Origin of the sequence: Mesorhizobium sp. WSM1497, from assembly GCF_001672455.2 — a bacterium.
GTDB classification, from domain to species: Bacteria; Pseudomonadota; Alphaproteobacteria; order Rhizobiales; family Rhizobiaceae; genus Mesorhizobium; species Mesorhizobium ciceri.
In genome coordinates, this window is record NZ_CP021070.1 from 4,491,204 (window position 1) to 4,514,044 (window position 22,841).

Genomic DNA, 22,841 nt, shown 5'->3' on the forward strand with positions numbered 1-22,841 from the left:
CCTTACTCTTCCTGCGCTGGTTGTGGTGGCCACACCTCTTTACCGGCCTTGATCAAGCTTGTCCCATGGTGTGTTTCGATCTTTGTGACGCGCTCGCAACTCGTTGGAGCGAACAATAGTTGTCAAGCCAATCGGACGGCCTAACTTGATCGCCTCTTTCTGCAAGGTCGCTGCGGAACCCAAGATGGAAATGCTGGAAGCTCGCTATTTCTGGCCAGATCATCAAGCAACCTGATGAGAGCCTTGGCTTCTTCGGACTTGCAGGAATAATACCGCCAGGAGCCTTCGGCGCGGCACTCGAGAACTCCATGTTCGACGAGCTCTCTTAGATGTAGCGAAATGGAGTGCTTGGTACAGCCCACTGGGGAGAGCAGATCTGACACCGTTCTTTCGCCATCCATCAAATGAATGAGTATCAACAGGCGCTTGTCGTTGGCGAGGGCAGCAAGCAACCGCGCCGCGACCGCCACCCGTTCGCGGAAGGAAGGGCGCTTGGTCGGACGCCGCCGCGGAGCAGGGTTCGCCCCGATTTCCACAAGACCTTGTTTAACATATGCAGTCATGCACTTTGCCTCACTCAGCTAAGCAGAAGCAGTACGACGCTTCTCTGGTCAAGCATATGCTAAACGAGTCCGCTCTCCAGCATGATGCGAGCCCTTGCCCTTCATGTGGTTGGTGAGGATGGCAATGCGCTTGGGTGGTGAGGCCGAGTTCATCTTGGCGGTAGCCTTCTTCCGACTCGGACACCCGATCATGAGCGGACGCCTCCATGATCAAGGCTGTCCCACGGCCTAGCCGGACTTGCCAATCTCTTTCATCAGCACGGGTAATTCGGTTGGCGGAGTAAGACAGACCATTCGAAAAGCTTCCACGGATATTGCAGAGAACGCCTGCGGTGGAAAGGTTAATATCGTGGGCGAAAAGAGCTTCAAAATAAAGCTGTGGGCGGCTACGTCGCGGGAACGAAAAAAGAAGAGAAGCAGAACTTTCATGTGCGATTTTTGCACACGGTCTCCCGCAACTGTCTGATCTTACTTATCTATCTGCCCCATCCATCATGGGCGCTATGGCTACCCTAAACCTTTGATAATCTTTCATGCTTCATAACTTCGACAGGTTGGATCGCGTCGTACGGGCTCTATCACGCGCCATGATAGGCCCAAGCCGCAAATCGGCGGATGACTGGCCGGCGCCACGGCGTGGGGCGTCGAATACCTCAATCGCAGGGTAGCGTATAGGTCGACCTGGCCGGAATTGCCAACGCGTCGTCTGCTTTCGATGCCTGGGCGGAGGACGGAACCCTCCAGCTTCGTATGACGGTGTCTGCGCCAACGATGTGGCTAGGAACTGGGAAGGCCAGCCCTCGACAGCATCTCAAGGAACCGGGAATGATGATGATCCTTTACATAGCGCGGCACAAAGCCAGGGCAGACGTTGCTCAGATTGAGATGCGGAAGTTGTGACAGGCAATGGTGGATGGCCCGGGACGCTTCTTCGTTGTTTCCGGTGGCCGACGCGGTCGCGGCCCAATAAAGGGCGCCGCGAACGAAGCCAGGCTTTGTCCTGACCACTTTGCGGGCGGCTTCGAGCGCCCGCTGGTTGTCTCCGCCAGCGAAGAGCGCCACAACCAGGCCGTGGTGGCGCCAGAAGTCGATGACATCGTGCGTTCCGAGCCGGATCGCTTCGTTGGCCTCACGCACCGCTTCGTCGACCTGTCCGCGCAACGCAAAGAGCATCGAAATATCGCCGTGGCCAGTCGGGTAGCTTGGGTTGAGGCTGATCGCGTGGCGGCATTCGGCGATCGCCTCGTCGATGCGACCGCAACTTTCGAGAGCGAACGACAGAATACATCGGGCAATTTCATCGTCCGGTACCGCCCGTACTGCGGCTTCCGCAAGCTCGACCGCACGCTCGATCACCCCACGCTCCCGAGGCAGCGCACCAAACGCCACGCCCATGGATATTACGATTGAGAGCGTCCGCTTTGCACGGGCGTTGTCGGGACCTATCGAAAAGGCCTTCTCGGCGAGCTCTATCCCGACCAAAAGTGAGTCCCGAGTCATCTCAAAATATTTCATGAGGGCTTCGTTCACCAGCCTGCGCACTTCAGGGATCCCTGGCGGGCTTTTGTCTCGAACCTTCCAGTTGGTCAGTTGAAGTTCGAGGATCACGGCAAGAACAACAGACTGTGCGATCCTGTCCTGGAATTCGAGCGCGTTCTCGGAGTGGCCGTCGAACTTCTGGGCCCAGACGTGGTGGCCGCCGGCGGCATCGACGAGCTGGACATTCACCCTCAACCCATTGCCGGATCTCTGGACGCTGCCGCTGAGCATATATCGCGCCCGGAGTATCCCTGGTGTCTTGGCTTCTTCGCCTGGGCCGCTCTTCTCGGGCGGAAGCGCGGCGAGCACGACATAGTCGGCCACTTCGGAGAGGGCTGTCGTGATGTCCTGGACAAGTCCCTTTGCGAAGAAGTCGTCGCCTTGCTTTCCGGTCAGATTGACGAAGTCGGCAACGCTGATGGACGGACGCCCAAGGCGCTGGCTGGACGGAACACCATTTGTCGACTGCACATTTGAAGCGTCGTCGGCGGCGAGCAACAGAGATTGCCAAAGCGCCCGCGTTTCAGGGCCGGCTTCGACGCCGAACTCCTTCTTCAGCATGCTTCTGCAAGCTTCGTATGTCCTGATTGCCCTGTCGCGTTGGCCACATGCGAGCAGCAATTCCATCTTGAGCCGATAGGATTCCTCCCGTGTCGGTTCCATGGTCAGAATACGATCGGCCAGGATCAGCCCGGCATCGGGGTCGACGAGACGGGCCAGTTTTTCGAAGGACTCAAGCGCGCGGCCGAGCAGCCTGTCGCGTTCCGATGTGATCCAGCCATCGAACGCATTGCTTCCCAGATAAAGCCCGTCGAGGAAGGGCCCGGTGTAGTTCGCCAAGGCCTTCGCGAGCTCCTGGGCGGAACGGGCCGAGAGACCCGTTTCGAACTTCTCCGCGTCGACTTGAACCAGCTCTGGCCTCAGGGCGATCAACTCACCGCTGGAATGGATGAGATCCACCCCCTCTCGCGCCAGATCCTGGCGCAGGACACTGAGGGCCTGCCGAAGGCTGTTGCGCGAATGTTCAGCGTCGCTGTCGCTCCATAGGAGGTCAGCCAGCCTCTCCCGCGTCGCCGCCATGCCCGGACACCGGGCCAGATAGGCGATGATTGCCGGCCCTCGTTTCCCGGTCAGCCGAAGCGGGCCGGCCGTTTCATTTTCAATCCGGAAACCGCCGAAGAGTGAGATTCTATTTGCAGCGCCGCTGTCCTCACTTTGCATTTGCTATCCCAGCCTGACGAAATCCTAACTCAAAACTAACGCTTCGCAACAGTCGGCCTTCGCGCTCAAGCGCTGCCGTAACGGCAGACTGTTTAGGCTTTGCTAAATTAAGGCGACCAAGTCAACGAAAGGCTTGGTTCGAGGGGGGTGCGTGTCCAGGACAAGAGCCAATTTGCTGCTGCTGTTTGCAGCCGCTTTGTGGGGCTTCGGCAATGTCTCGCAAAAGATGGTGCTTGTGCATCTCGACGCGATGAGTGCTGTGGGTCTGCGATGCCTGATCGGCGGGCTGCTTGTGCTGCCCTTTGTCTTCATGGAGAAGCGGCTTCCGCTCGGGCCGGACTATTTTTCCAGCTTGGCCAAGGTGGGCGCACTGTTTGCCATCTCCATCACGCTCCAGCAGCTTTGCTATCTCGGGGCCTCCGTCACCAATGCGAGCTTCCTGGTAAGCACGGCAACGGTAATGACACCGCTGGCCGCCTGGTTTCTCGTAGGCGAACGTCCGACAGCGAGTCTTACAATCGCCGCCGGATTGACCCTTGTTGGAGCCCTGCTGTTGTCGGATGGGATAGCCGGGTTCAGCAGTGGCGATCTTACCGCTGTGCTCTCGGCTGCCTGCTATGCGCTCTGGGCAGTCGAGCTGGGCCGGCACATGCAGGTGCATGCGCGGCCGTTCACCGCTGCCGCGACACAGTTCTTCGGCGCCGCAGCCTTCGCCCTGCCGCTCGGTGCAATGCAAGGCAATCTGTCGCTGGCCGCCGCATTCGCAGCCGGCCCGGAACTGGCGATCCTCGGCGTGTTCTCCACTGCGATTGCCTTCGGCATACAGACGGTTGCCCTCCGCTTTACGCCGGCCAGCCACGCCGCCGTGATCGTCAGCGCAGAAAGCGTTTTCGGGGCGCTGGGCGCGGCAATCTTTCTCGGCGAGCGGAGCTCGTCCGCGAGCGTCTTGGGTGCCGGCATCATCCTGGGTGCCATCCTGTCCGTTGCAATGTCGAACCGAGCGCCGCAGGCACGCACGTCCTTGCGAACCGCTTCGGTTCAACCCTTCGACGCGGCCCCTGCCTTTGCAGCTGCCGCCGCAAATTGGGCGGGCGATCGTCATCCCAACAATTCAGGTCCAGTGGAGGAATGTGATGGCCCTTGCCGGTGATGCGAAACGTATTCCAGACCCGGCCGGACTTGTCGCGGGGGCGCAGTGATGGATGCGCGGACAATCCTTCTTCCGGTCGCACATTTGGTATCGGCGCTTCGCGCCCGCATGAAGGGACCGGGTGGCTACTACAACAGCGGCAATGCGCTCGGCCTCATTGTCGGTCTGGCGATCCAGATTGCCACCGCGCCGGTCGGCTTGCATGAGGGAAGCAGCGTCACCATGGCGGTGATCGAATATTTCGCTGGCAGCCATGGCACTGTTGCGCTGACCTTGACCACCCTGGTCTTCTTCTGGGGCGGCGAGGCCTATCACCGGGCCTGGGCAAGGCCGGATGCTCCCGATCCCGCCCTCAACCGTCTAGGCGACTTCCTGTCGGGCCTGGGTGCGATCGGGCTCGGCATTGCCCTGTTGCTGCTCGGCGATCCATTGCTTGCGGCGACCTCCGGCCTGCTGCATGCGCTGGGCAAATTCGGCAGCACCTTCCACAGGCCCGGCACGCCAATTTCGATCTGGCCGGCCGCTTGGCCCGATCCGTTCCGCAGTGCGGTGCTCGCCAGCCGGTTGCCGGCAATGCTGGCGACGACAGTGGCCCTCGCCCGCGCTTTGCCTGAGGTCTGGTGGAGCGGCTCCTTCGCGGCCCTCGCCATGCCACTGACCTTGCTCGGCTGTTATCTCTTGTGGACCAAGGCCGATCTGCTGCTCTTCGGCGTGGGCACCAAGGCCACCCGCCAAATTTTCACATGTTGAACCCGCTTTTTGAAACGACCGGATGTCGAGATGGAGAATGACATGTTTGGCAGTGTGTATCATCAGGACGCCGGCCCCCCACCCTTTCGCGAACGGGTGCGGATGACAGGCTGGGGCAGTCTCCTGACGCCGGCCGGTTCAATCTCGAGAATGACAGGAATACTTGCAGCTTCGCTGTTTTGGGGGGTCTCTGCCCATGCCGCGAACGTTGACGTCGCCATCGTGTTCGCGGTCGACTTTTCGTCATCCATCGATCCGAAGATCGCCGATATGCAACGCGAGGGACATGCCGCGGCACTCACCTCGCCAGAGATCATCGCCGCCATCAGCCGGAATTATATTGGTTGCATCGGCGTTGCCTATTTTGAGTGGTCGAGCCCCGGACACGCGCGCGTCGTGCTGCCGTGGACAAGCATCTGCGGACTGGAAGATGCCGAAGCGGCGGCTGCGGTGATCAGCAGGAAAGGCGATACCGGCTTCATCCGCAGAGGGCGTGGCGGAACATCCGTCTCCTCGGCTATCGACATCGGCAGTCTCCTGCTCGACCAGTTCCCGGGAAAGGCCGCAAAGAAAGTCATCGATATCTCCTCCAATGGCGAGAACAACGACGGGCTTCCCGTCCAGCCGAGCAGGTCGAACGCCATAGCCAAGGGATATACGATCAATGCCATCGCCATCCCGACGGAGGATGAGAATCCCGACCAACCTCTGGCATCCTATTTTGCCAAATCGGTCATTGGCGGTTCCCAGGCCTTCGTCATGACGCCGAAGGGGCCAGACGACTACACCATGGCGCTTCGCCGCAAGCTCGTGACTGAAGTAAGCATGAACGACGACCGTCCGCTGTGAAAGTGCGCCATGTAGGACGAACTTTCGAGGCCCCATCCCGGAGCGCATTGCACAACGAGATCCCGCGCCGCTGCAGCGCGAGACCTTGTAGGACCGTCAGGACAACAGCCTATCGCCGCAATGCGTGCACGCTTGCCTTGCCTTCGCTGCCTACCGGCAAAGCCATGTCATCGTCGAGAAGGCGCGTGATGCGGGCAAAGCCGGTGAACGCTTTCCTTGCTTCCTCGGCCGACATCTGGCCCGACAAAGCGGCCGAGCAACAGTTCAGCGCGCACTGATAAACCGGACCGCGCCGTCCCGTTGGCCATTTCCGCAAGAACATCATGGCTTCGGCAACACTATCGATTTCTTCCGCAGGGTGTCCTTGCCCGCGCGAAATCCGCACGGGCGAAAAGAAATGCAATTGATCCATCGTTTCCTCCCGGTCGACCGCAATGCGCTCGATCGAACCCCACTAAACGCACCAACAGCCGGTTGGTTCCAGCCAAAAAATGGAATTTTTTGAGAAATCTGTCAGGCGAAGGCGATCACCTGTGCGGTGGTGAGTGTCGCCTACATCGTCGGAAAGTGGCAGGCGACTTTGCGACCGGGTCGGTATTCCCGCAACTGCGGCCGCTCCGAACGGCAGCGCTCCGCCGCGATCGGGCATCGGGGATGGAAACGGCAGCCGGTTGGAGGGTTCAGAGGGCTCGGTACGTCGCCGGTGAGGATGATGCGCTTGCGCGTCCCGCTGGGCGTCGTCTCCACGATAGGAACCGCCGAGATCAGCGCCTGGCTATAGGGATGGGCCGGTGCTGCAAACACTTCTTCCGCCGGCCCTTCTTCGACGATCGAGCCGAGATACATGACCGCTATGCGGGTTGAAACCTGACGTACCACCGACAGGTCGTGGGCGATGAAGATGTAAGTGAGATTGAGCTTCTCCTGCAGATCGGCAAGCAGGTTGACGATTTGCGCCTGCACCGACACGTCGAGCGCGGAGACGGGTTCGTCGAGGACCACGAGGTCCGGGTTCAATGCAATAGCCCGCGCGATGCCGACGCGCTGGCGTTGCCCGCCGGAAAATTCGTGCGGAAACCGCATGACGTGATCCGGCAGCAGGCCGACAAGGTCGAACAGTTCCGCCACGCGTCTGGTGATCTCGCTCGACGAGAGCCTGCCATGGATGCGCAGCGGCTCGGCCACCAGGTCGCCGACGCGCCGGCGCGGATTGAGCGATGCCGACGGATCCTGGAAAACCATTTGCAAGCGGCGCCGGAGCGGCCTGAGTTCGGACAGCGACTTCGAGGTGATATCGTTGCCTTCGAACAGAAGCTCGCCGTCCGATATGTCGTAGAGCCTCACTAGGCAGCGCGCCAGCGTGGACTTGCCGCATCCGGATTCGCCGACCAGGCCGACCGTCTCGCCGCGCCACACGGTCAGGGAAACATTGTCGACCGCATGAACGGTTCGCTTGCCTTCGGCGGAAAAACGGCTGCCGATGGAAAAGCGCTTGCCCAGCGAACGCGTCTCGATAATGGGGCGGTTCTTGTCGGTCATCGATCCGCTCATGCCTGTGCCACCCTGAAGCACGCCGCGGCATGAGTGCCGCTCCCGAGGTCGGGTTTGCCGGCCTCGCAGGGCTCATAGTGAACTGGGCACCGCGGACCGAACGCACAGCCCTGCGGCAATCGCAGCAATGACGGCGGCGAACCGGGAATGGCCGGCAGGCGGCGTGGTTTTTCGCCGGTCAGCGGCGGGATCGAACCGAGCAGCGCGCGCGTATAGGGGTGTCGCGGATCGGAAAACAGCTCCGCGCGACTGCCGCGCTCCACCACGCGGCCGGCATACATGACCATGACCCGGTCGGCGAGTTCGGAGACCACGCCCATGTCATGCGTGATGAAGACCACCGCCGACTTGTGCGTCGCGCGCAGCTTGCGCACCAGATCGAGAATGCCGGCCTGTACGGTGACGTCGAGCGCCGTGGTCGGTTCGTCAGCCACCAGCAACGCCGGATTGCAGGACAAAGCCATTGCGATCACCGCCCGTTGACGCATGCCGCCGGACAGTTGGTGCGGGTAGCGCGACATCGCCTCGTGCGGGTTCGGAAAATTCACCTCGGCCAGCAATTCCTCCACGCGCTCCATCGCCTTGGACTTGCTGATGTTGCGATGCGCGCGGATCTGTTCGGCGATCTGCCAGCCGATCGTGTAGACAGGTGTCAACGCGGTCATCGGATCCTGGAAGATCATCGCGATCTCGTTGCCGCGCAGCCGCCTCAGTTCGCGCGCGGGCAGTCCCACCAGTTCGCGGCCCTTGTAACGGATCGAGCCTTCGATGGTGGCGTTGGGATCGGTGATCAAACCCATGACGGCCAGCAGCGACACGGTCTTGCCGGAACCGGACTCACCGACGACGCCGAGGATCTCGCTCTCCTCGAGGTCGAAGGAAACGCCATCGATGGCCCGCACCAGGCCATCATTTGTGCGGAAGGATACTTTGAGGTCGCGCACCGACAGTATCATGATGTCCTCAGGCGCGGATCGAGAAGGATGTAGACGAAATCGACCACCGCATTGGCAACAACCACGAACATCGAAGCGTACATCACCGTTGCCATGATCATCGGCAGATCGAGATTCTGCAGCGCGTCATAAGTGAGCTTGCCGATGCCGTGCAGCCCGAACACCACCTCCGTCAGCAGGGCCGAGCCTCCGACCAGCGCACCGAAATCCAGGCCGAACAAGGTGACGAAGGCGATGAGCGACGTGCGCAAGGCATGGCGCAGCAGGATGCGGGTCTCCGACAGGCCCTTGGCCCGGGCCGTACGGATATAGTCCTCCTGCAGGGATTCGATGATCGCCGCGCGCAGCACGCGCCCATAAATGCCGATGTAGAGAATGGACAGCGTGATCCACGGAATGACCAGGGTCAGGAACCAGCCCTTTGGATCGTCGGAGAAGTTCTTGTAGCCGAGCGGCGGCACCCAGGAGAACGCCCAGCTGTCGTGGTAGCGGCTCTGGGTGATCAGGTTCATCACCTCGCCCAGCCAGTACACCGGCATCGAAATACCGAGCAGCCCTAGCGCCATCAGCAGCTTATCCAGCCAGCTGCCGCGCGTGGCGGCGGCGGCGATGCCGATGATGATGGAGACGACCACCCACAGGATCGCCGCTCCGAACACCAGCGAGAGCGTGACCGGGATCGAATCCATGACCGCCGGCACCACCTTCCAGCCACGATTGACGAAGGAGGTCAGATCGCCGGTGACGAAGATCTTCTCCATCATCGTCACATATTGCACGTAGAGCGGCCGGTCGAAGCCGAAGCTGTGGCGTACCGCCTCCAGCACTTCGGGCGATGCATTGCGGCCGGCGATGCGCGCCGCCGGATCGGAGCCCGGCGTGGCGAAGAAAATCAGGAAGACGATGACCGAGATGCCGAACATCACGAACAGCATCTGGCCGAACCGGCGCAGGATTGCGTAGATCATCAGTCGCGCCCCAGCCGAACCTTGGAGCGCGGGTCGAGCGCGTCGCGCAGACCGTCGCCGAAGACATTGAGCGCCATGACGGAAACCGCGATCGCCAGGCCCGGCACCAGCGCCACCAGTGGCCTGGTGTAGAGCAGCGCCTGTCCGTCCTGGATAATGGTGCCCCAGCTCGCGGCCGGCGGCTGCACGCCGATCGAAATGAAGGAAAGGGCTGATTCCGTGAGCATGTTCAGCGCCATCATCAGCGGGACGAAGACGATCAGCGTCGTGGTGACGTTGGGCAGGATGTCGCGCCACAGGATGCGCCATCCCGGCACGCCCAGATTGATCGCGGCGAGCACGAATTCGCTTTTGCGCAGTGCCAGAACCTGCCCGCGTATCGGACGAGCCACATAGGGCACGTAGACGATACCGATGATGATGACAGGCAGCCACAGACTGCCGGACTCGATCTGGATCGGTCCTATCGTGATGCCATGCGCGATGGTGACGATGGAGAGCGAAATCGCCAGCAGATAAATGGGGAACGCCCACAGTATGTCGAGGAAGCGCGACAGCACCGTGTCGGTGACGCCGCCGAAATAGCCGGCGATCAATCCCGCCGCCGTGCCCAGGATCAGGGTGAAGATGGTGGCTGCTCCGGAGATCAGCAGCGAGCTCAGCCCGCCATAGAGCATCCTGGCCATGACATCGCGCCCCTGGCTGTCGGCGCCGAGGAAGTAATTGCCCAGCCGCCAGGTCGGGCCGAGCGGTGTGTAGCCAAGCCCGAGCCCCTCCGTCGACTGTTCCATCACTGGAACGTCGACGCCGTCGATCTGGATGACGGCGTCGAGCGTCGAGGCGAAGGGGTCCACGCCTGCCCATTTCGCATAAAGAGGCGCACTGAGGCAGGCAAGGACGATGAGGAGGAACACGGCCAGCGACGCCATGGCAGCCCTGTCCCTTGCCAGCTTCGCAAACGCGACGGCCCAGGGCCCTCGCGTTTTGCGCGGCGCGGCGACAGCTACGTTCGACACGGACGTGCCCCTCCGCGGTTCGTTACTGCACCCAGGCCATTACTGTACCCAGGATTGGGTGATCATCCAGTTGAACTGCCGGTTGAACTTGAAATTGCCAAGACGTTTGCTGACGAAATCGAGCCGCTTCGGCGTGAAGAGGCCGACGGCAGGTGCCTTGTCGGTGACCTGCCTGTCGATTTCAGCCCACATTTTATCGGCGGCTTTCTGATCGGTGACGCCGAGGTCCAATGCCTTTTGCATCTTGGCGTCGATTTCCTTGTCGCAGAAGCCGGCGATGTTGATCGAGGCGTCCGAACCTTCGCGGAAGGAGGCGCAGCTGAACAGGATGTTCAGGAAGTCCGAAGCCGCCGGATAGTCCTTGTACCACTGGGTGACGGACATCTGCACCTTGTTGTTGGTGTTCTGGATATAGGTGAACTGGATGTTCGACGAGATCGGCTTGACGTCGGCGACATAGCCGATGCTGGTCAGCACGCTCTGGAGATAGACGCCGATGGAGCGCGAAATGGCGGTGTCCTCGACGATGATGGTCACCTTCTGGCCCTTGGTGCCGGAGTCCTCAACGAGCTGCTTTGCCTTGTCGAGGTCGGGGGCCGACCATTTGGCGCCCGGATTCTTGGTGAAGGGGCAATAGTCTTCATGGCCGGGGAAGTCCGGAGGCAGGACCTGGCAGACCGGCGAAGCCAGCACCTTGCCGCCGAACAGCTTGACCAGCGTGTTGCGATCGATCGCATAGGCAACGGCCTGACGGGCTTTTTCATTGTCGAAGGGTGCGAGACGGTTGTTCAGCGGCGCGTACCACCAAGCCGAAAGCGGCGAGATGTGCAGCTGGTCCATGGACTTGCTACCCAGTTCGCCCAGGCGATCGCTGGGCAGAGCGTCGAACATCCAGTCCGCTTCGCCGTTCTGGATCGCGGTGACGGCTGCCTCTTCGGACAGGCCGAAATCATATTGGACGACATCCGGATAGCCGTCCGGCTGGGCTTCTTCGCTCCACTGCTTGAAATTGGGGTTGCGGGAAACCGTCATGCCCTTGTTCGGGTCGAAGGCGGAGATCATGTACGCGCCGGTGCTGGGAATGGGCTTGGAACCCATGTCTTCAGCGGGCGTGTCCGCCGGCAGGACCACGGCATGCGGCAAGGCAAGCTTGTAGAGCAGCTCGGCATCCGGCTTGGTGATGTTGATGGTGATGGTGCCGGCCGCTTCGTCGCCGACAACGCCGCCTTCCAGCGTGCAGCTCTTGGTGTCGGCCAGGCATTTGTCGGCCCCGACGATGCCGGCATAGAACGTGCCGGAGGTGGGTCCGGAAACCTTGAAGATGCGCTGGAAAGAAGCGACGACGTCCTTCACGCCAAGATCCTGGCCGCTGGAGAACTTGATGCCCTTGCGCAGCTTGAAGGTGAAGGTCTTGCCGTCATTGCTGACCTGCGGCAGGGCCTCGGCCAGATCGGGGACGATGGTGAAACCGTCCATGCCCTCGGCCTTGCGGAAGGCCACCAGGCCGTCATAGATCGGCTGGTACATCTGCCAGCCCTGGTCCGTGTAATTGATGTGCGGATCGAGCGTTCCCGCCGCGGAGCGGGCCAGCAGGCGGATGGTGCCGCCTCGGTGCTCCTTGAGATATTCGGCCTGTGCCGGGGCCAGCCATGTACCGGCCAGCAATGCCGCGGCTGTTGCCGCCAGAAGCAGTTTCTTCATGTCTTGATTCCCCTTTTTTCAGTTATCGTTGTGGTCCAGGAAGTCTCCCACCACCCGCATGCACGCATCTTGCTCTTCGACATGCGGCATGTGGCTGGAATGCTCGAATATCTCCCAGCGAGACCCCTTGATGCCGTCCTTGTAGGGCTGCACGGTCGCGGGCGTGGCCTCGTCGTGACGTCCGGAGATGATCAGTGTGGGAACATCGATGGCCGGCAGGCGCTCGACGATGCTCCAGTTCCTCAGCGTTCCGATGACATGGAACTCGTTTGGCCCATTCATCAGATTATAGACGGTCGGATTGCGCACGACCTGGGCGAAACTTTCCGTGACTTCGGGCGGGAAAGGCACGACCCGGCAGACATGCCGCTCGTAGAACACCATCGTCGCAGCCTGGTAAGCCGCATCGTCCGTCGTGCCGGCCTGTTCGTGCCGGGTCAGGGTCTCCTGCACATCCGCGGGCAGATCCGCACGCAACCGGTTGGCCTCTTCGACCCACAGTTTCATGGAAGCCGGTGAGTTGGCTATGGTCAGCGATTTCAGGCCTTGCGGCCGCGTCACGGCATATTCGGCGCCCAGCATACCGCCCCAGCTCTGGCCGAGCACGTGGAAGCCTGTCCGAATGCCGAGGTGGTCGACGAGGTTTTCAAGCTCGTCGATGAACAGCCCAGGTGTCCAGAAATCGGCGCCTTTCTCAGGCAGCAAGGTGGAATTGCCGCAGCCCAACTGGTCGTAGTGGATGACGGCGCGATCCCTTCGCGCAAGAAGCTTGTAGGCATCGACATAGTTGTGAGCGACGCCCGGGCCGCCATGCAGGATCACCACAGGCGCCTTTTCGCCGCCGAGTTCGCCACTGACCCGATACCAGGTCTCGTAGGCGCCAAAAGCGGCCCGTCCTTCCATGCCGATGATCTCAGATGACATCCCAATTCCCAGTGCGATTGAAGGTACTTTTATCGTCCGCGGCGGCAGGCGCCTAACTCATGTTACGGGTGACCTGCACCCACTCTTCCAGCATCTGCACGCCAAATGCCGTGGCACCTTGCCTGCCGAGCGGCCGATCGGTGTCGGTCAGTTCCTTGCTGGCGATGTCGAGATGCACCCAGGGGCGATCTTCCGTGAAATGGCGCAGGAAGGCTGCGGCATAGGGAGCATCGCCATCTTCCATATCCTTGGCATGATGCCGCAGGTCCGCGAACGGCGATTGCAGGCCCTCGTCGTAGGCCCGGTCGAGCGGCAGCCGCCAGAACCGCTCGCCGACCGTTTCTCCGGCCGCGATCATCTGTGACGCGATGGCATCGTCGGTGCTGAACAGGCCGGCGAATATCGACCCCAACCCACGCGTCACCGAATAGGTCAGCGTTGCCAGATCGACGATCACTAAAGGGTTGAAGCGCGTGGCTGCATAGTGGAGGCAGTCGGCCAGAAGCAGGCGTCCCTCCGCATCCGTGTCGAACACTTCCACTGTCTGTCCGGACGCCGTCGTGATGATGTCGCGCGGTTTGAGCGCCGTGCCGGATGGCATGTTCTCCGCAATGCCGAGAACACCGACAACGTGTACCGGGCTGCCTTGCCGGGCGAGTGCGATCAGCAGGCCGACCACAGCGGCCGCTCCGCCCATGTCGGCTTTCATGTCGAACATCTGCGCTCCGCCCTTGATGCAGAGGCCGCCCGAATCGAAGCAGACGCCCTTGCCGACGAAAGCGAGTGGTTGGGCGGGAGCACCCTTGCCCCGGTAGCGCAGGACAGCGACCCGCGGCGGGCGCGCCGAGCCCGATCCGACAGCAAGAAGCGCGTTCATGCCGAGCTCCTTCAGTTGCGCGGCATCAAGCATTTCGATGTCGATGCCGGCTTCACGCAGGGGCTCAAGATGATCGTGGAAATTGTCTGGATGGAGATGGTTCGGCGGCAGGTTGACCAAGGTGCGTGCATATTCGACGCCGTCGGCGATGGCATTGATCCGCGCCAGCGCCGCTGTCAGATCCGGGCCGCGAGCCCCTACCAGTTTCACCCGCAAGGTTCTATCCGCTCCCGCCCCTTGCCGCCGGTTGCGCATATCGAAACGATAGCGGCGTAGCCGCATGCCAAGCGCGACACGCGCCAGGATTTCGGCGCCGGGCAGGTCAACGCCGGCGATCGGGTCCAGGACCAGGGTGGGCGCGCATTCCCCCTTGCCCTCGAGATGCGCGGCAAGCAGACCGCCGGCGCGCGCCAGTGATAGGGTGGTTACGGCTTCAGCTTTGCCCAGGGCCAGGACGACCACGCGCTTGGGCGATACGGACTGCGGGGCAATAAGATCGATGCAGGTGCCGGATTCGATCAAGGCGGCCGGGTCGGAGCAGGCGCGCGAGAGAATCCCGCCCATCTCGGCATCCAAGGCGGCTGCCCGCGGGCCGAAGCCTGTTTGGGCAGTTTGCAAGATCACGACGACGGAGGCTTCCGAGGAAATCTCGTCCGCGGTCTCGAAAACCGGCGCTGGCGATTGAGGCATAGGCTGGCGCTCTCTCCGATTGCGGCAATACCAGCCGGGTAGCGAGCAACGCTTCGCTCACCCCGGTGGAGACTGGTCAAGCCGGTCTCCGCCGTTCGTGGTATAATGCCGGTCCCCAAATAGTCGCTTTCTTGAGACGACTTAATTGCTCTTGTCATCTGGGTATCCCCTAACAGGGCAGGCGATCAAACGCGAATTCTGCCCATGTCGATTGACAAAAACTCAACTCACAATTCATGATCGGCCAATGGCCCTTCCCTCACTCAATGGCATGCGCGCTTTCGAGGCCGCCGCTCGCCTTGGCAGCGTCAAGGACGCGGCGGAAGAACTGCATCTGACACCCTCGGCTGTCAGCCGGCACATCCGCGCGCTTGAACGAAATCTTGGCCAGGACCTGTTCGAACGCGGTTTTCGCCAGATAACGCCAACCATAAGGGGCTCCTACTATGCGCGCAGCCTCTCGGAGGCGTTCGAAGCGATCTGGCGCGCCACCGATGACGTCAGCCTCTCCGAGGGGTCGCGCCACGGCAAGATCCAACGTGTTCGGGTCTTGTGCGTGCCCACCGTTCTGAACCTTTGGCTGGCGGACCGGTTGCCGAACTTTCGCCGGTTGCATCCGTCGGTGGATCTGGAGATCTCCACTTCAGGCAAGCGCGCCAACTTCGATTTGGCCATTGTCGACGAGTTCGTCTACAAGGCCGGCCCGGCTCTGACGCTGCTGATCCCGCTGCTTTTGACGCCGGTCTGTGCGCCTTCGCTTCTGGAGGGGCCTGTGCCGCTGCGATCGCCGGCCGATCTGGTCAATCATCATCTGATCCATGAATGCGAAACCATGAGATGGAAGCGTTGGCTGGAGCAGGAAGGCGTTCTGGAAACGACGCCAAAATCCAGCACAACACTGGATGATTGCACCTTGATCATGCGCGAAGCGATCAATGGCGCCGGAATAGCGCTTGCGGACACGATGATGGCGCAAGATTTTCTGCAGCAAGGCAAGCTGGTCGCGCCGTTCCGTGCCCGCCACACCTATCCGGCCGGCATTTACCTGCATCAGCGTCGCAGCATCGGCAACAAACCAGGCACCGGTCTGTTTCAGGATTGGCTGCTCGCCGAAGTCGCGGACCACAAGCAGGTGATGGCAATCGCTTAGATGCCCCCAACCGAAGATGTCGGGAGCCACCGCTTCAGATTGGAATCCCCGCGTCGAACCTCGACTCATCCGTGGTTCAGCGATGACCCACCATCGCCGTGCATCGATAATCGCAGTTCTCATTGAATATCTTTAAGGCCAAAGCCGGCAAATAGGTTGCTTGTCGGTTCCCCTGCGGCAGGCTTAACCTGCACGCGGCCAACGCGTGAGGGCGCGTGCTGCAAAAGGGGAACATTGCCATGACGATACAGGGTGCTTCACCTGATCTGTACAACGAGGATTTGGCTCCGGCCAAAGTTCGAAACTGGGGACCATTCTCGATCTTCAACGTCTGGACGTCGGACGTCCACAGCCTTTGGGGCTACTATCTTGCCGCCAGTCTGTTCCTGTTCTGCGGCGGCTTCGTCAATTTCATCATCGCCATAGGCATCGGCTCGCTGATCATCTACGCGCTGATGAACATGGTCGGCTATGCCGGCGTGAAGACGGGCGTGCCCTACCCCGTGCTTGCCCGCGCCTCTTTCGGCATCTGGGGCGCCAACATACCGGCGCTGGTGCGCGCCGTCGTCGCCTGCTTCTGGTACGGCGCGCAGACTGCCGCCGCCTCGGGCGCGATCGTGGCGCTGCTGATCCGCACGCAATGGTTCGCCGATTTCAACGCCAGCACGCACTTCCTCGGTCATACCGGCCTGGAGGTGATCTGCTTCGTGGTCATCTGGGGGCTGCAATTGCTGATCATCCAGAACGGCATGGAAACGGTCCGCCGCTTCCAGGACTGGGCCGGCCCCGCGGTGTGGGTGATGATGCTGATCCTGGCGATCTATCTCTGTGTCAAATCCGGGAGATTTGCCTTCACCAGCGACATCCCGATGGACGTGCTGCTGGACAAGACGAAGGATGCGGGCGTGCCCGGCACGCCTGGCTCCTGGACCTCGCTGTTTGCGGTGGCCGCGATCTGGGTCACCTATTTCTCGGCGCTCTATCTCAATTTCTGCGATTTCGCCCGTTACGCGCCTGACAAGGCATCGCTGCGCAAGGGCAACATCTGGGGCCTGCCGATCAACCTGATCCTGTTTTCTCTGGTGGCCGGCGTCACCACCATTGCCGCCTTTGACGTCTATGGCGAGGTGCTGCTGCATCCCGACCAGATATCGGCGAAATTCGACAGCTGGTTCCTGGCAGCCCTTGCTGCCCTGACCTTTGCAGTTGCGACGCTTGGCATCAACGTCGTGGCGAACTTCGTCTCGCCGGCCTTCGACTTCTCCAATGTCTTTCCCAGGCAGATCGACTTCAAGAAGGGCGGCTATATCGCGGCCGTGATCGCCCTGCTGCTCTATCCCTTCGCGCCATGGGAAGGCAGTGCGGCTTCCTTCGTCAACATCATCGGCGCGACGATGGGGCCGATTTTCGGGGTGATGATGGTCGACTACTACCTGATCCGGAAGGGTGAGGTCGACGTCGAGGCGCTTTATCGCGAAGATGGCGAATTCCGCTTCCAGGGCGGCTGGCACGTCAACGCCTTCATCGCCGCCGGCATCGGCGCCATCTTCTCGTCGATCCTGCCCAACTTCACCAACTGGCTGCCGTCCTGGTGGGGTGTCTATGGCTGGTTCTTCGGCGTGGCGATCGCCGGCATCATCTACTACGTGCTGCGCACCGCCGCTTTGGGCGCCGGCGCAAGGACCGCGAAGGCCTGACAAGGTGAATTTTGGGGCGGCGAGAGCCGCCCCAAAACCTACCCGAGCATCTCGGCCAATCTGCGCACCGTGTTCCAGTTGCGCGACGTGCCCGTGCCCATGCGCTTGTGATTCATCGCCGCAAGCAGCCGCGAGCTTGGCCTCTCGCGCGAAAAGACGACCCAGATGTCGCCGCCGACCGAAGTCACTTTTTCATCCTCGCCGGCATAGGCCTGGAGCCCCGTCACGGCCTCCACGGGCGCAGGCTTGCGCATCACCCGTACGGCCACCTGATCGCCTGCTTTGGCCGAATCGGCCGGGAACGGATTGCCGGCGGCAAGCTTCAGCCAGTCCTCGGCACCACGCACGATGATGTCGACATGGCGGCCGAAGGTTTTTTCGAAGGCTGCCTCCAGCCGCTGTTCAAGGTCGGCAATATCAGTTGCCGTCGCCTCGAAGACCAGATTTCCGGTCGCCACCAGGGTGCGCGGGTTCTTCAGCCCGAGATCTTCCGCCATGGCCTTGAGATCGGCCATGACGACCCGGCGGCCCTCGCCCAGGATGATGCTGTAAAGCAGCGCGACATAGGTCTGCATGGCCGACCGGCTACACCAGCCGGCTCTGCTCCACCGCTGCCTCGATGAAACTGGCGAACAGCGGATGCGGGTCGAGCGGCCGGCTTTTCAGTTCCGGATGATACTGCACGCCGATGAACCAGGGATGGTCCGGGTATTCGACCGTTTCCGGCAGCACGCCGTCGGGCGACATGCCGGCAAACACCAGGCCGCAATCCTCAAGCCGCTCCTTGTAGTCGACATTGACCTCGTAGCGGTGGCGATGGCGCTCGGAAATCTGCGTGTCCCCATAGATTTCGGCGATCTTGGAACCCTTGGCGAGCTCGGCCTGATAGGCGCCGAGCCGCATCGTGCCGCCGAGGTCGCCGGTTTCGCGGCGCTTCTCCAGCATGTTGCCTTTCAGCCATTCGGTCATCAGGCCGACGACCGGCTCCTCGGTCGGACCAAACTCGGTCGAAGACGCATGCTCGACGCCGGCCAGCGACCGCGCCGCCTCGATGCAGGCCATCTGCATGCCGAAGCAGATGCCGAAATACGGCACTTTTCGCTCACGCGCGAACTTCGCCGCCAGGATCTTGCCTTCCGAGCCGCGCTCCCCAAAGCCGCCGGGAACCAGGATGCCATGCACCTTTTCCAGCCACGGCGTCGGATCCTCCTTTTCGAAGATCTCCGATTCGATCCAGTCGAGCTTGACCTTGACGTGATTGGCCAGGCCGCCATGCGACAGCGCCTCGATCAGCGATTTGTAGGCGTCCTTGAGGCCGGTATATTTGCCGACAACGGCGATGGTCACCTCGCCTTCCGGATTGTGGATGCGGTTGGACACCGCCTGCCACGGCTCCATACGCGGCTTCGGCGCCGGATCGATGCCGAAGGCGGCCAGGACTTCCGAATCGAGCCCTTCCTTGTGATAGGCCATCGGCACGTCGTAGATATGCGGCACGTCGAGCGCCTGGATCACGGCACTTTCGCGCACATTGCAGAACAGCGACAGTTTTCTGCGCTCTTCCTTGGGGATAGCGCGGTCGGCGCGGACCAGCAGGATGTCGGGCGCGATGCCGATGCCGCGCAGTTCCTTGACCGAATGCTGAGTCGGCTTGGTCTTCAGCTCACCGGCCGTCGGGATATAGGGCATCAGCGTCAGATGCACGTAGACGGCATTGTTGCGCGGCAAGTCGTTGCCGAGCTGGCGTATAGCCTCCAGGAACGGCATCGCCTCGATGTCGCCGACCGTGCCGCCGATCTCGCACAGCACGAAATCATAGTCGTCATTGCCGTTGAGGACGAAATTCTTGATCTCGTCGGTGACGTGGGGGATGACCTGCACGGTGGCGCCGAGATAGTCGCCGCGCCGCTCGCGCTCGATGATGTTCTTGTAGATGCGGCCGGTGGTGATGTTGTCCTGCTGGTTGGCGGAGCGGCCTGTGAAGCGCTCGTAATGGCCAAGATCAAGATCGGTTTCCGCACCATCGTCGGTGACGAAAACCTCGCCATGCTGGTACGGCGACATCGTCCCCGGATCGACATTGAGATAGGGATCGAGTTTTTTGATGCGTGCGCGATAGCCTCGCGCCTGCAGGAGAGCCCCAAGGGCCGCTGCGGCAATGCCTTTTCCAAGTGAGGAAACCACGCCGCCTGTGATGAATACATATCGCGCCATGGGAGTCATCGCTTAACGCGGCCGGATTGATTCCGCCAGAGAAAAAACCACCGCGAAGGTTTTTTCCCAAGAAGGCGCTCGGATCGTGAATAGGGCAAAACAAAAGGGCCGGCTGAGCCGGCCCTTTCGGCAGGATGACGAAAACGTCAGATGATGACGACCTTGGTGCCAACCCTGACGCGGCTGTAGAGGTCCATGACGTGCTCGTTGATCATGCGGAAGCAGCCATTAGAGGCGCTGGTTCCGATCGACTGCGGCGCGATGGTGCCGTGGATGCGCAGATGCGTGTCCTTCTTGCCGTCATAGAGATAGATGGCGCGGGCGCCGAGCGGATTCTGGCCACCGCCAGGCATGCCGTCCTTATACTGGCCGTAATGCTTCGGCTCGCGCTTCTGCATGTCCAGCGTCGGGATCCAGCGCGGCCATTCCTGCTTGTCACCGACCGCGACCGTGCCCTTGAACTGCAGGCCTTCGCGACCGACCGCAATGGCGTAGCGCCGCGCGGTGGAAGATGATTCGACGAGGTAAAGGCGCCGCGCGCTGGTGTCGATGACGATGGTGCCGGCATCGTAACCAGTGAATTCCACGTCCTGCGGCACGAATTCCGGCTTCACCTTGAACTGCTTCTTGGCCTCCCTCTTGGCGAGAGCCTGATCGAGAGCCCGCGTCTCGGGAAGATAGCTTATCGAGGAGCCGGACGACGTCCCGCCGAAAAGGCCGGCGAACAGGCCGCCGCCGCTCGGCTTCTTCTGGCCGATGACTTCGCTGCGCAGTTCGCCATTGTTGCCGGTCAGGGCGACGTTCATGGCCTCCGCCGGAAGCGGCTCGGCCGACTGGATCGGCGCTATCGGTTCGATAGGCTCGATGATCTTGGCAGCCTGCTTCTTGGCCGGCTTGGCATCGGCCACCTCGGTTGCCGGCGCGCTCTTGCCCTTCTTGGCAAGGAACGCCTGCCGTTCCGCGTCGGCCTTGGCCTTTGCCGCCTCGCGCATTGCCAGCTTCCTGGCTTCGAGCGCCTTGGCTTTGGCGGCTTCCTTGTCGGCAACGATCTTGGCCTCGATCTTCTTGATCTGGGCGAGGTCGTCGGGCGTCGGGTTTTTCTTCTTCTTGAGAAGCTTCAGTTGCGACGCATCACTCTTGACGGCGATGTTGATGGCAGAAGTTGTTTCAGCCGAAGGCTGTGCGGCCATATTGGCCGGAACGCCTGCGAAAGCGGGGGAACTCACGCCGAGTGCGGCGCAAAGTCCCAGGAAAATGAAGCTGCGAAGCTGCATGGCGAAGATCCGATCGTTCTATGCTTGTTGCCACGGCGTCGCCCAGCGCCCCCCAAGGGCGCCGGAAATGCCGCGTGCAATCTATAGTCGAATAAGCGCGGCCGCCTCAAGCGTGGGGCTATGCCTCACCCCGTCGAATCTTCGTGATCTCGCTGCATTTGCCGCGACTGTGTTCAAACGACCACAGATCGCGGTTCAGGCACCGAGGACTACTGGTTTGGAACCTGCGGGGTCGCCGGTGCGGCGGGAGCCGTGCCGTTGGTCGCCGGCGGCGTCGAGCCGGCGGCAGGCGCAGTGGCCGGGGCAGTCGCAGGAGCCGAAGCATCGTTGCCGGAAGGCGGCGTCGGCGTGGTGGTGCCCGCGGGCGCCGAAGTTGTGGTTCCAGGCAACTGGTTGAGCACGCCTTTGCCGGCGCCGTCCGAGGTCGCCGGCACGCGGTCCAGGATATCGATCGGCTTTTCGCCGTAGCGGGCGACGATCGACAGGGTCAAGGAGGTGGCGAAGAAGGCAGCCGCCAGGATCGCCGTCGCACGCGTCAGCGCATTGGCCGCACCACGCGCGGTCATGAAGCCGGACCCGCCACCGATGCCGAGGCCACCGCCTTCGGAACGCTGCAGCAGCACCACGCCGACAAGGGCGAGCACGACCATGAGATGGATGACGATCAGTACGGTTTCCATAGTTTATCCTGGCAAGGCCTTGCCCGGCCGCGGACACGACCGGTGAATTGGAGGCGGCTCAATACAATGCTTTGACGGCATTTCCAAGCCCGTGGCCGGAATATGGGAAGCAACCCGTCCTTTGCAACGATTTCGTGCACCGGAAGCCCTGTCCGGCGGGGAAAATGTCTTCAAGCAATATTGCGATAGGCCTCGGCGATGCCGAGAAAGTCCGCCGCTTTCAGGCTGGCGCCGCCAACCAGCGCGCCGTCGACATTCCTGACGCCGAGCAGTTCGACCGCGTTGGAGGGCTTGACCGAGCCGCCATAGAGAATGCGCACCTTCGCCGCGACGCCGCCGAGCTTTTCCGACAGCTTTTCGCGGATATGTGCGTGTGCCGCAGCGACGTCGGCCGCCGTCGGCGTCAGGCCGGTGCCGATCGCCCATACCGGCTCATAGGCAATGATGGTGTTGGACGGGGTGGCGCTTGGCGGGACCGAGCCCTCGACCTGCCGCGACAGCACGTCCAGCGTGGCGCCCGTTTCACGCTGCTCATGCGTTTCGCCGACGCAAATGATGGCAACAAGCCCGGCACGCCATGCGGCGGATGCCTTGGCCTGGACAGTGGCGTCATCCTCGCCGCGTTGCTCGCGGCATTCGGAATGGCCGACGATGACATGGCTTGCACCGGCATCCCTGAGCATTTCCGCCGAGATGCAGCCGGTGTAGGCGCCGCTCTCCTTGGTGTGGCAATCTTCGCCGCCGGCATGCACCGGCGTGCGCGACAGGATCTCGGCGGCGTGGGCAAGCAGGGTTGCGGGAACGCAAACCAGCGCTTCGGTCTCCGCGTCAAGCCCACTCATGAAGCCGTTGCCGATCATCCTGAGCTCGTTGAGGGAGGCGCTGGTGCCGTTCATTTTCCAGTTGCCGGCGACGAGCGGGCGAATTCCTGGCGTCATGGGTTTGCTTCTCCGGATGATATCGGGGCTCTGGCCCTCACTACCAAAATCAGGCCACAAAGCAATCGACAGTGGGCCGGAAGGGCGCTATTGCGCTTGTTTCAGACTCGGCGCATGCGAAAATGCGCATAAA

21 protein-coding genes are annotated in these 22,841 nt (G+C 61.7%); 5 read left to right on the forward strand and 16 right to left on the reverse strand.

Annotated features, from left to right (window positions below; translation table 11 throughout):
- Positions 1-140: 140 nt before the first annotated feature.
- From A9K65_RS21970 to A9K65_RS21980, 3 genes are all read right to left on the reverse strand, one after another.
- A complete protein-coding gene (locus tag A9K65_RS21970) occupies positions 141-563 on the reverse strand; it encodes a metalloregulator ArsR/SmtB family transcription factor (protein WP_084016349.1) in 423 nt (140 codons plus the stop codon).
- 228 nt (positions 564-791) lie between these two features.
- Positions 792-992 carry a hypothetical protein gene (locus A9K65_RS21975; RefSeq protein WP_064995879.1) on the reverse strand — a complete coding sequence of 67 codons (201 nt, stop codon included), beginning with the start codon at positions 990-992 and terminating at the stop codon, positions 792-794.
- Positions 993-1,340: 348 nt separating this feature from the next.
- A complete protein-coding gene (locus A9K65_RS21980) occupies positions 1,341-3,323 on the reverse strand; it encodes a BTAD domain-containing putative transcriptional regulator (protein ID WP_064995878.1) in 1,983 nt (660 codons plus the stop codon).
- A 151-nt stretch (positions 3,324-3,474) separates the two neighbouring features.
- Here A9K65_RS21980 and A9K65_RS21985 point away from each other — a divergent pair, with 151 nt between their 5' ends.
- Genes A9K65_RS21985 through A9K65_RS21995 form a run of 3 tightly spaced genes read left to right on the forward strand, consistent with a single transcriptional unit; the run spans position 3,475 to position 6,072 of the window.
- Entirely contained in the window at positions 3,475-4,473 is a 999-nt protein-coding gene (locus A9K65_RS21985; protein ID WP_064995877.1) for a DMT family transporter, read from the forward strand.
- A 48-nt stretch (positions 4,474-4,521) separates the two neighbouring features.
- Positions 4,522-5,223 carry a hypothetical protein gene (locus A9K65_RS21990; RefSeq protein WP_086081341.1) on the forward strand — a complete coding sequence of 234 codons (702 nt, stop codon included), beginning with the start codon at positions 4,522-4,524 and terminating at the stop codon, positions 5,221-5,223.
- 42 nt (positions 5,224-5,265) lie between these two features.
- Positions 5,266-6,072, forward strand: a complete 807-nt coding sequence (locus A9K65_RS21995) for a DUF1194 domain-containing protein (protein WP_027161577.1) — start codon at positions 5,266-5,268, stop codon at positions 6,070-6,072.
- A gap of 109 nt (positions 6,073-6,181) precedes the next feature.
- Here A9K65_RS21995 and A9K65_RS22000 read toward each other — a convergent pair whose 3' ends face one another.
- The 8 genes from A9K65_RS22000 to A9K65_RS22035 all read right to left on the reverse strand — a co-directional run bounded on the left by A9K65_RS22000 (position 6,182) and on the right by A9K65_RS22035 (position 14,755).
- Complete coding sequence (locus A9K65_RS22000; RefSeq protein ID WP_027161576.1) at positions 6,182-6,484, reverse strand: DUF982 domain-containing protein; 303 nt, start codon at positions 6,482-6,484, stop codon at positions 6,182-6,184.
- A gap of 140 nt (positions 6,485-6,624) precedes the next feature.
- Positions 6,625-7,611 (reverse strand): dipeptide ABC transporter ATP-binding protein, encoded by a 987-nt coding sequence (locus A9K65_RS22005; protein WP_013531723.1) that lies wholly within the window; start codon positions 7,609-7,611, stop codon positions 6,625-6,627.
- Positions 7,612-7,619: 8 nt separating this feature from the next.
- Positions 7,620-8,579: an ABC transporter ATP-binding protein gene (locus tag A9K65_RS22010; RefSeq protein WP_024503324.1), complete on the reverse strand. Its 960-nt coding sequence runs from the start codon at positions 8,577-8,579 to the stop codon at positions 7,620-7,622.
- Positions 8,576-9,547, reverse strand: a complete 972-nt coding sequence (locus A9K65_RS22015) for an ABC transporter permease (protein WP_013531725.1) — start codon at positions 9,545-9,547, stop codon at positions 8,576-8,578. Before A9K65_RS22015 ends, A9K65_RS22010 begins: the two co-directional genes overlap by 4 nt.
- Positions 9,547-10,563: an ABC transporter permease gene (locus tag A9K65_RS22020; RefSeq protein ID WP_027161574.1), complete on the reverse strand. Its 1,017-nt coding sequence runs from the start codon at positions 10,561-10,563 to the stop codon at positions 9,547-9,549. The genes A9K65_RS22015 and A9K65_RS22020 overlap by 1 nt, the downstream gene beginning before the upstream one ends.
- 39 nt (positions 10,564-10,602) lie before the next feature.
- Positions 10,603-12,264, reverse strand: coding sequence for an ABC transporter substrate-binding protein (locus A9K65_RS22025; protein WP_024503325.1), 1,662 nt, complete (start codon positions 12,262-12,264; stop codon positions 10,603-10,605).
- 18 nt (positions 12,265-12,282) lie between these two features.
- Positions 12,283-13,188: a proline iminopeptidase-family hydrolase gene (locus A9K65_RS22030; RefSeq protein WP_027161573.1), complete on the reverse strand. Its 906-nt coding sequence runs from the start codon at positions 13,186-13,188 to the stop codon at positions 12,283-12,285.
- Between the two features lie 52 nt (positions 13,189-13,240).
- Entirely contained in the window at positions 13,241-14,755 is a 1,515-nt protein-coding gene (locus A9K65_RS22035; RefSeq protein ID WP_064995876.1) for a leucyl aminopeptidase, read from the reverse strand.
- Positions 14,756-15,002: 247 nt separating this feature from the next.
- On the opposite strand from A9K65_RS22035, the gene A9K65_RS22040 reads away from it, so the two are divergent.
- Together A9K65_RS22040 and A9K65_RS22045 are read left to right on the forward strand one after the other, a co-directional pair.
- Entirely contained in the window at positions 15,003-15,905 is a 903-nt protein-coding gene (locus A9K65_RS22040; RefSeq protein WP_024503328.1) for a LysR substrate-binding domain-containing protein, read from the forward strand.
- Between the two features lie 239 nt (positions 15,906-16,144).
- Positions 16,145-17,602 carry an NCS1 family nucleobase:cation symporter-1 gene (locus A9K65_RS22045; RefSeq protein WP_024503329.1) on the forward strand — a complete coding sequence of 486 codons (1,458 nt, stop codon included), beginning with the start codon at positions 16,145-16,147 and terminating at the stop codon, positions 17,600-17,602.
- A gap of 38 nt (positions 17,603-17,640) precedes the next feature.
- Here the strand turns inward: A9K65_RS22045 and A9K65_RS22050 are convergent, their stop codons facing one another.
- From A9K65_RS22050 to tpiA, 5 genes are all read right to left on the reverse strand, one after another.
- Positions 17,641-18,177: a DUF1697 domain-containing protein gene (locus tag A9K65_RS22050; RefSeq protein ID WP_027161570.1), complete on the reverse strand. Its 537-nt coding sequence runs from the start codon at positions 18,175-18,177 to the stop codon at positions 17,641-17,643.
- 10 nt (positions 18,178-18,187) lie between these two features.
- Complete coding sequence (locus A9K65_RS22055) at positions 18,188-19,825, reverse strand: CTP synthase (RefSeq protein WP_013531733.1); 1,638 nt, start codon at positions 19,823-19,825, stop codon at positions 18,188-18,190.
- A 137-nt stretch (positions 19,826-19,962) separates the two neighbouring features.
- The gene (locus A9K65_RS22060; RefSeq protein ID WP_064995875.1) at positions 19,963-21,090 is read right to left on the reverse strand and encodes a L,D-transpeptidase; all 1,128 of its coding nucleotides are present in this window, start codon (positions 21,088-21,090) and stop codon (positions 19,963-19,965) included.
- Positions 21,091-21,299: 209 nt separating this feature from the next.
- Positions 21,300-21,770, reverse strand: coding sequence for a preprotein translocase subunit SecG (secG, locus tag A9K65_RS22065; RefSeq protein ID WP_064995874.1), 471 nt, complete (start codon positions 21,768-21,770; stop codon positions 21,300-21,302).
- 170 nt (positions 21,771-21,940) lie between these two features.
- Entirely contained in the window at positions 21,941-22,708 is a 768-nt protein-coding gene (gene tpiA, locus A9K65_RS22070; RefSeq protein ID WP_064995873.1) for a triose-phosphate isomerase, read from the reverse strand.
- Positions 22,709-22,841 lie beyond the last annotated feature (133 nt).

Bases quoted from the DNA above. Each gene is read 5' to 3' on its own strand.
- A9K65_RS22060 (WP_064995875.1), bottom strand. From the start codon at position 21,090: ATGCAGCTTCGCAGCTTCATTTTCCTGGGACTTTGCGCCGCACTCGGC.
- A9K65_RS22035 (WP_064995876.1), bottom strand. From the start codon at position 14,755: ATGCCTCAATCGCCAGCGCCGGTTTTCGAGACCGCGGACGAGATTTCC.
- A9K65_RS22000 (WP_027161576.1), bottom strand. From the start codon at position 6,484: ATGGATCAATTGCATTTCTTTTCGCCCGTGCGGATTTCGCGCGGGCAA.
- secG (WP_064995874.1), bottom strand. From the start codon at position 21,770: ATGGAAACCGTACTGATCGTCATCCATCTCATGGTCGTGCTCGCCCTT.
- A9K65_RS22045 (WP_024503329.1), top strand. From the start codon at position 16,145: ATGACGATACAGGGTGCTTCACCTGATCTGTACAACGAGGATTTGGCT.
- A9K65_RS22010 (WP_024503324.1), bottom strand. From the start codon at position 8,579: ATGATACTGTCGGTGCGCGACCTCAAAGTATCCTTCCGCACAAATGAT.
- A9K65_RS21990 (WP_086081341.1), top strand. From the start codon at position 4,522: ATGGATGCGCGGACAATCCTTCTTCCGGTCGCACATTTGGTATCGGCG.
- A9K65_RS21980 (WP_064995878.1), bottom strand. From the start codon at position 3,323: ATGCAAAGTGAGGACAGCGGCGCTGCAAATAGAATCTCACTCTTCGGC.
- A9K65_RS22030 (WP_027161573.1), bottom strand. From the start codon at position 13,188: ATGTCATCTGAGATCATCGGCATGGAAGGACGGGCCGCTTTTGGCGCC.
- A9K65_RS22040 (WP_024503328.1), top strand. From the start codon at position 15,003: ATGGCCCTTCCCTCACTCAATGGCATGCGCGCTTTCGAGGCCGCCGCT.
- A9K65_RS21970 (WP_084016349.1), bottom strand. From the start codon at position 563: ATGACTGCATATGTTAAACAAGGTCTTGTGGAAATCGGGGCGAACCCT.
- A9K65_RS22025 (WP_024503325.1), bottom strand. From the start codon at position 12,264: ATGAAGAAACTGCTTCTGGCGGCAACAGCCGCGGCATTGCTGGCCGGT.
- A9K65_RS21995 (WP_027161577.1), top strand. From the start codon at position 5,266: ATGTTTGGCAGTGTGTATCATCAGGACGCCGGCCCCCCACCCTTTCGC.
- A9K65_RS22015 (WP_013531725.1), bottom strand. From the start codon at position 9,547: ATGATCTACGCAATCCTGCGCCGGTTCGGCCAGATGCTGTTCGTGATG.
- A9K65_RS22050 (WP_027161570.1), bottom strand. From the start codon at position 18,177: ATGCAGACCTATGTCGCGCTGCTTTACAGCATCATCCTGGGCGAGGGC.
- tpiA (WP_064995873.1), bottom strand. From the start codon at position 22,708: ATGACGCCAGGAATTCGCCCGCTCGTCGCCGGCAACTGGAAAATGAAC.
- A9K65_RS22055 (WP_013531733.1), bottom strand. From the start codon at position 19,825: ATGACTCCCATGGCGCGATATGTATTCATCACAGGCGGCGTGGTTTCC.
- A9K65_RS22005 (WP_013531723.1), bottom strand. From the start codon at position 7,611: ATGACCGACAAGAACCGCCCCATTATCGAGACGCGTTCGCTGGGCAAG.
- A9K65_RS21975 (WP_064995879.1), bottom strand. From the start codon at position 992: ATGAAAGTTCTGCTTCTCTTCTTTTTTCGTTCCCGCGACGTAGCCGCC.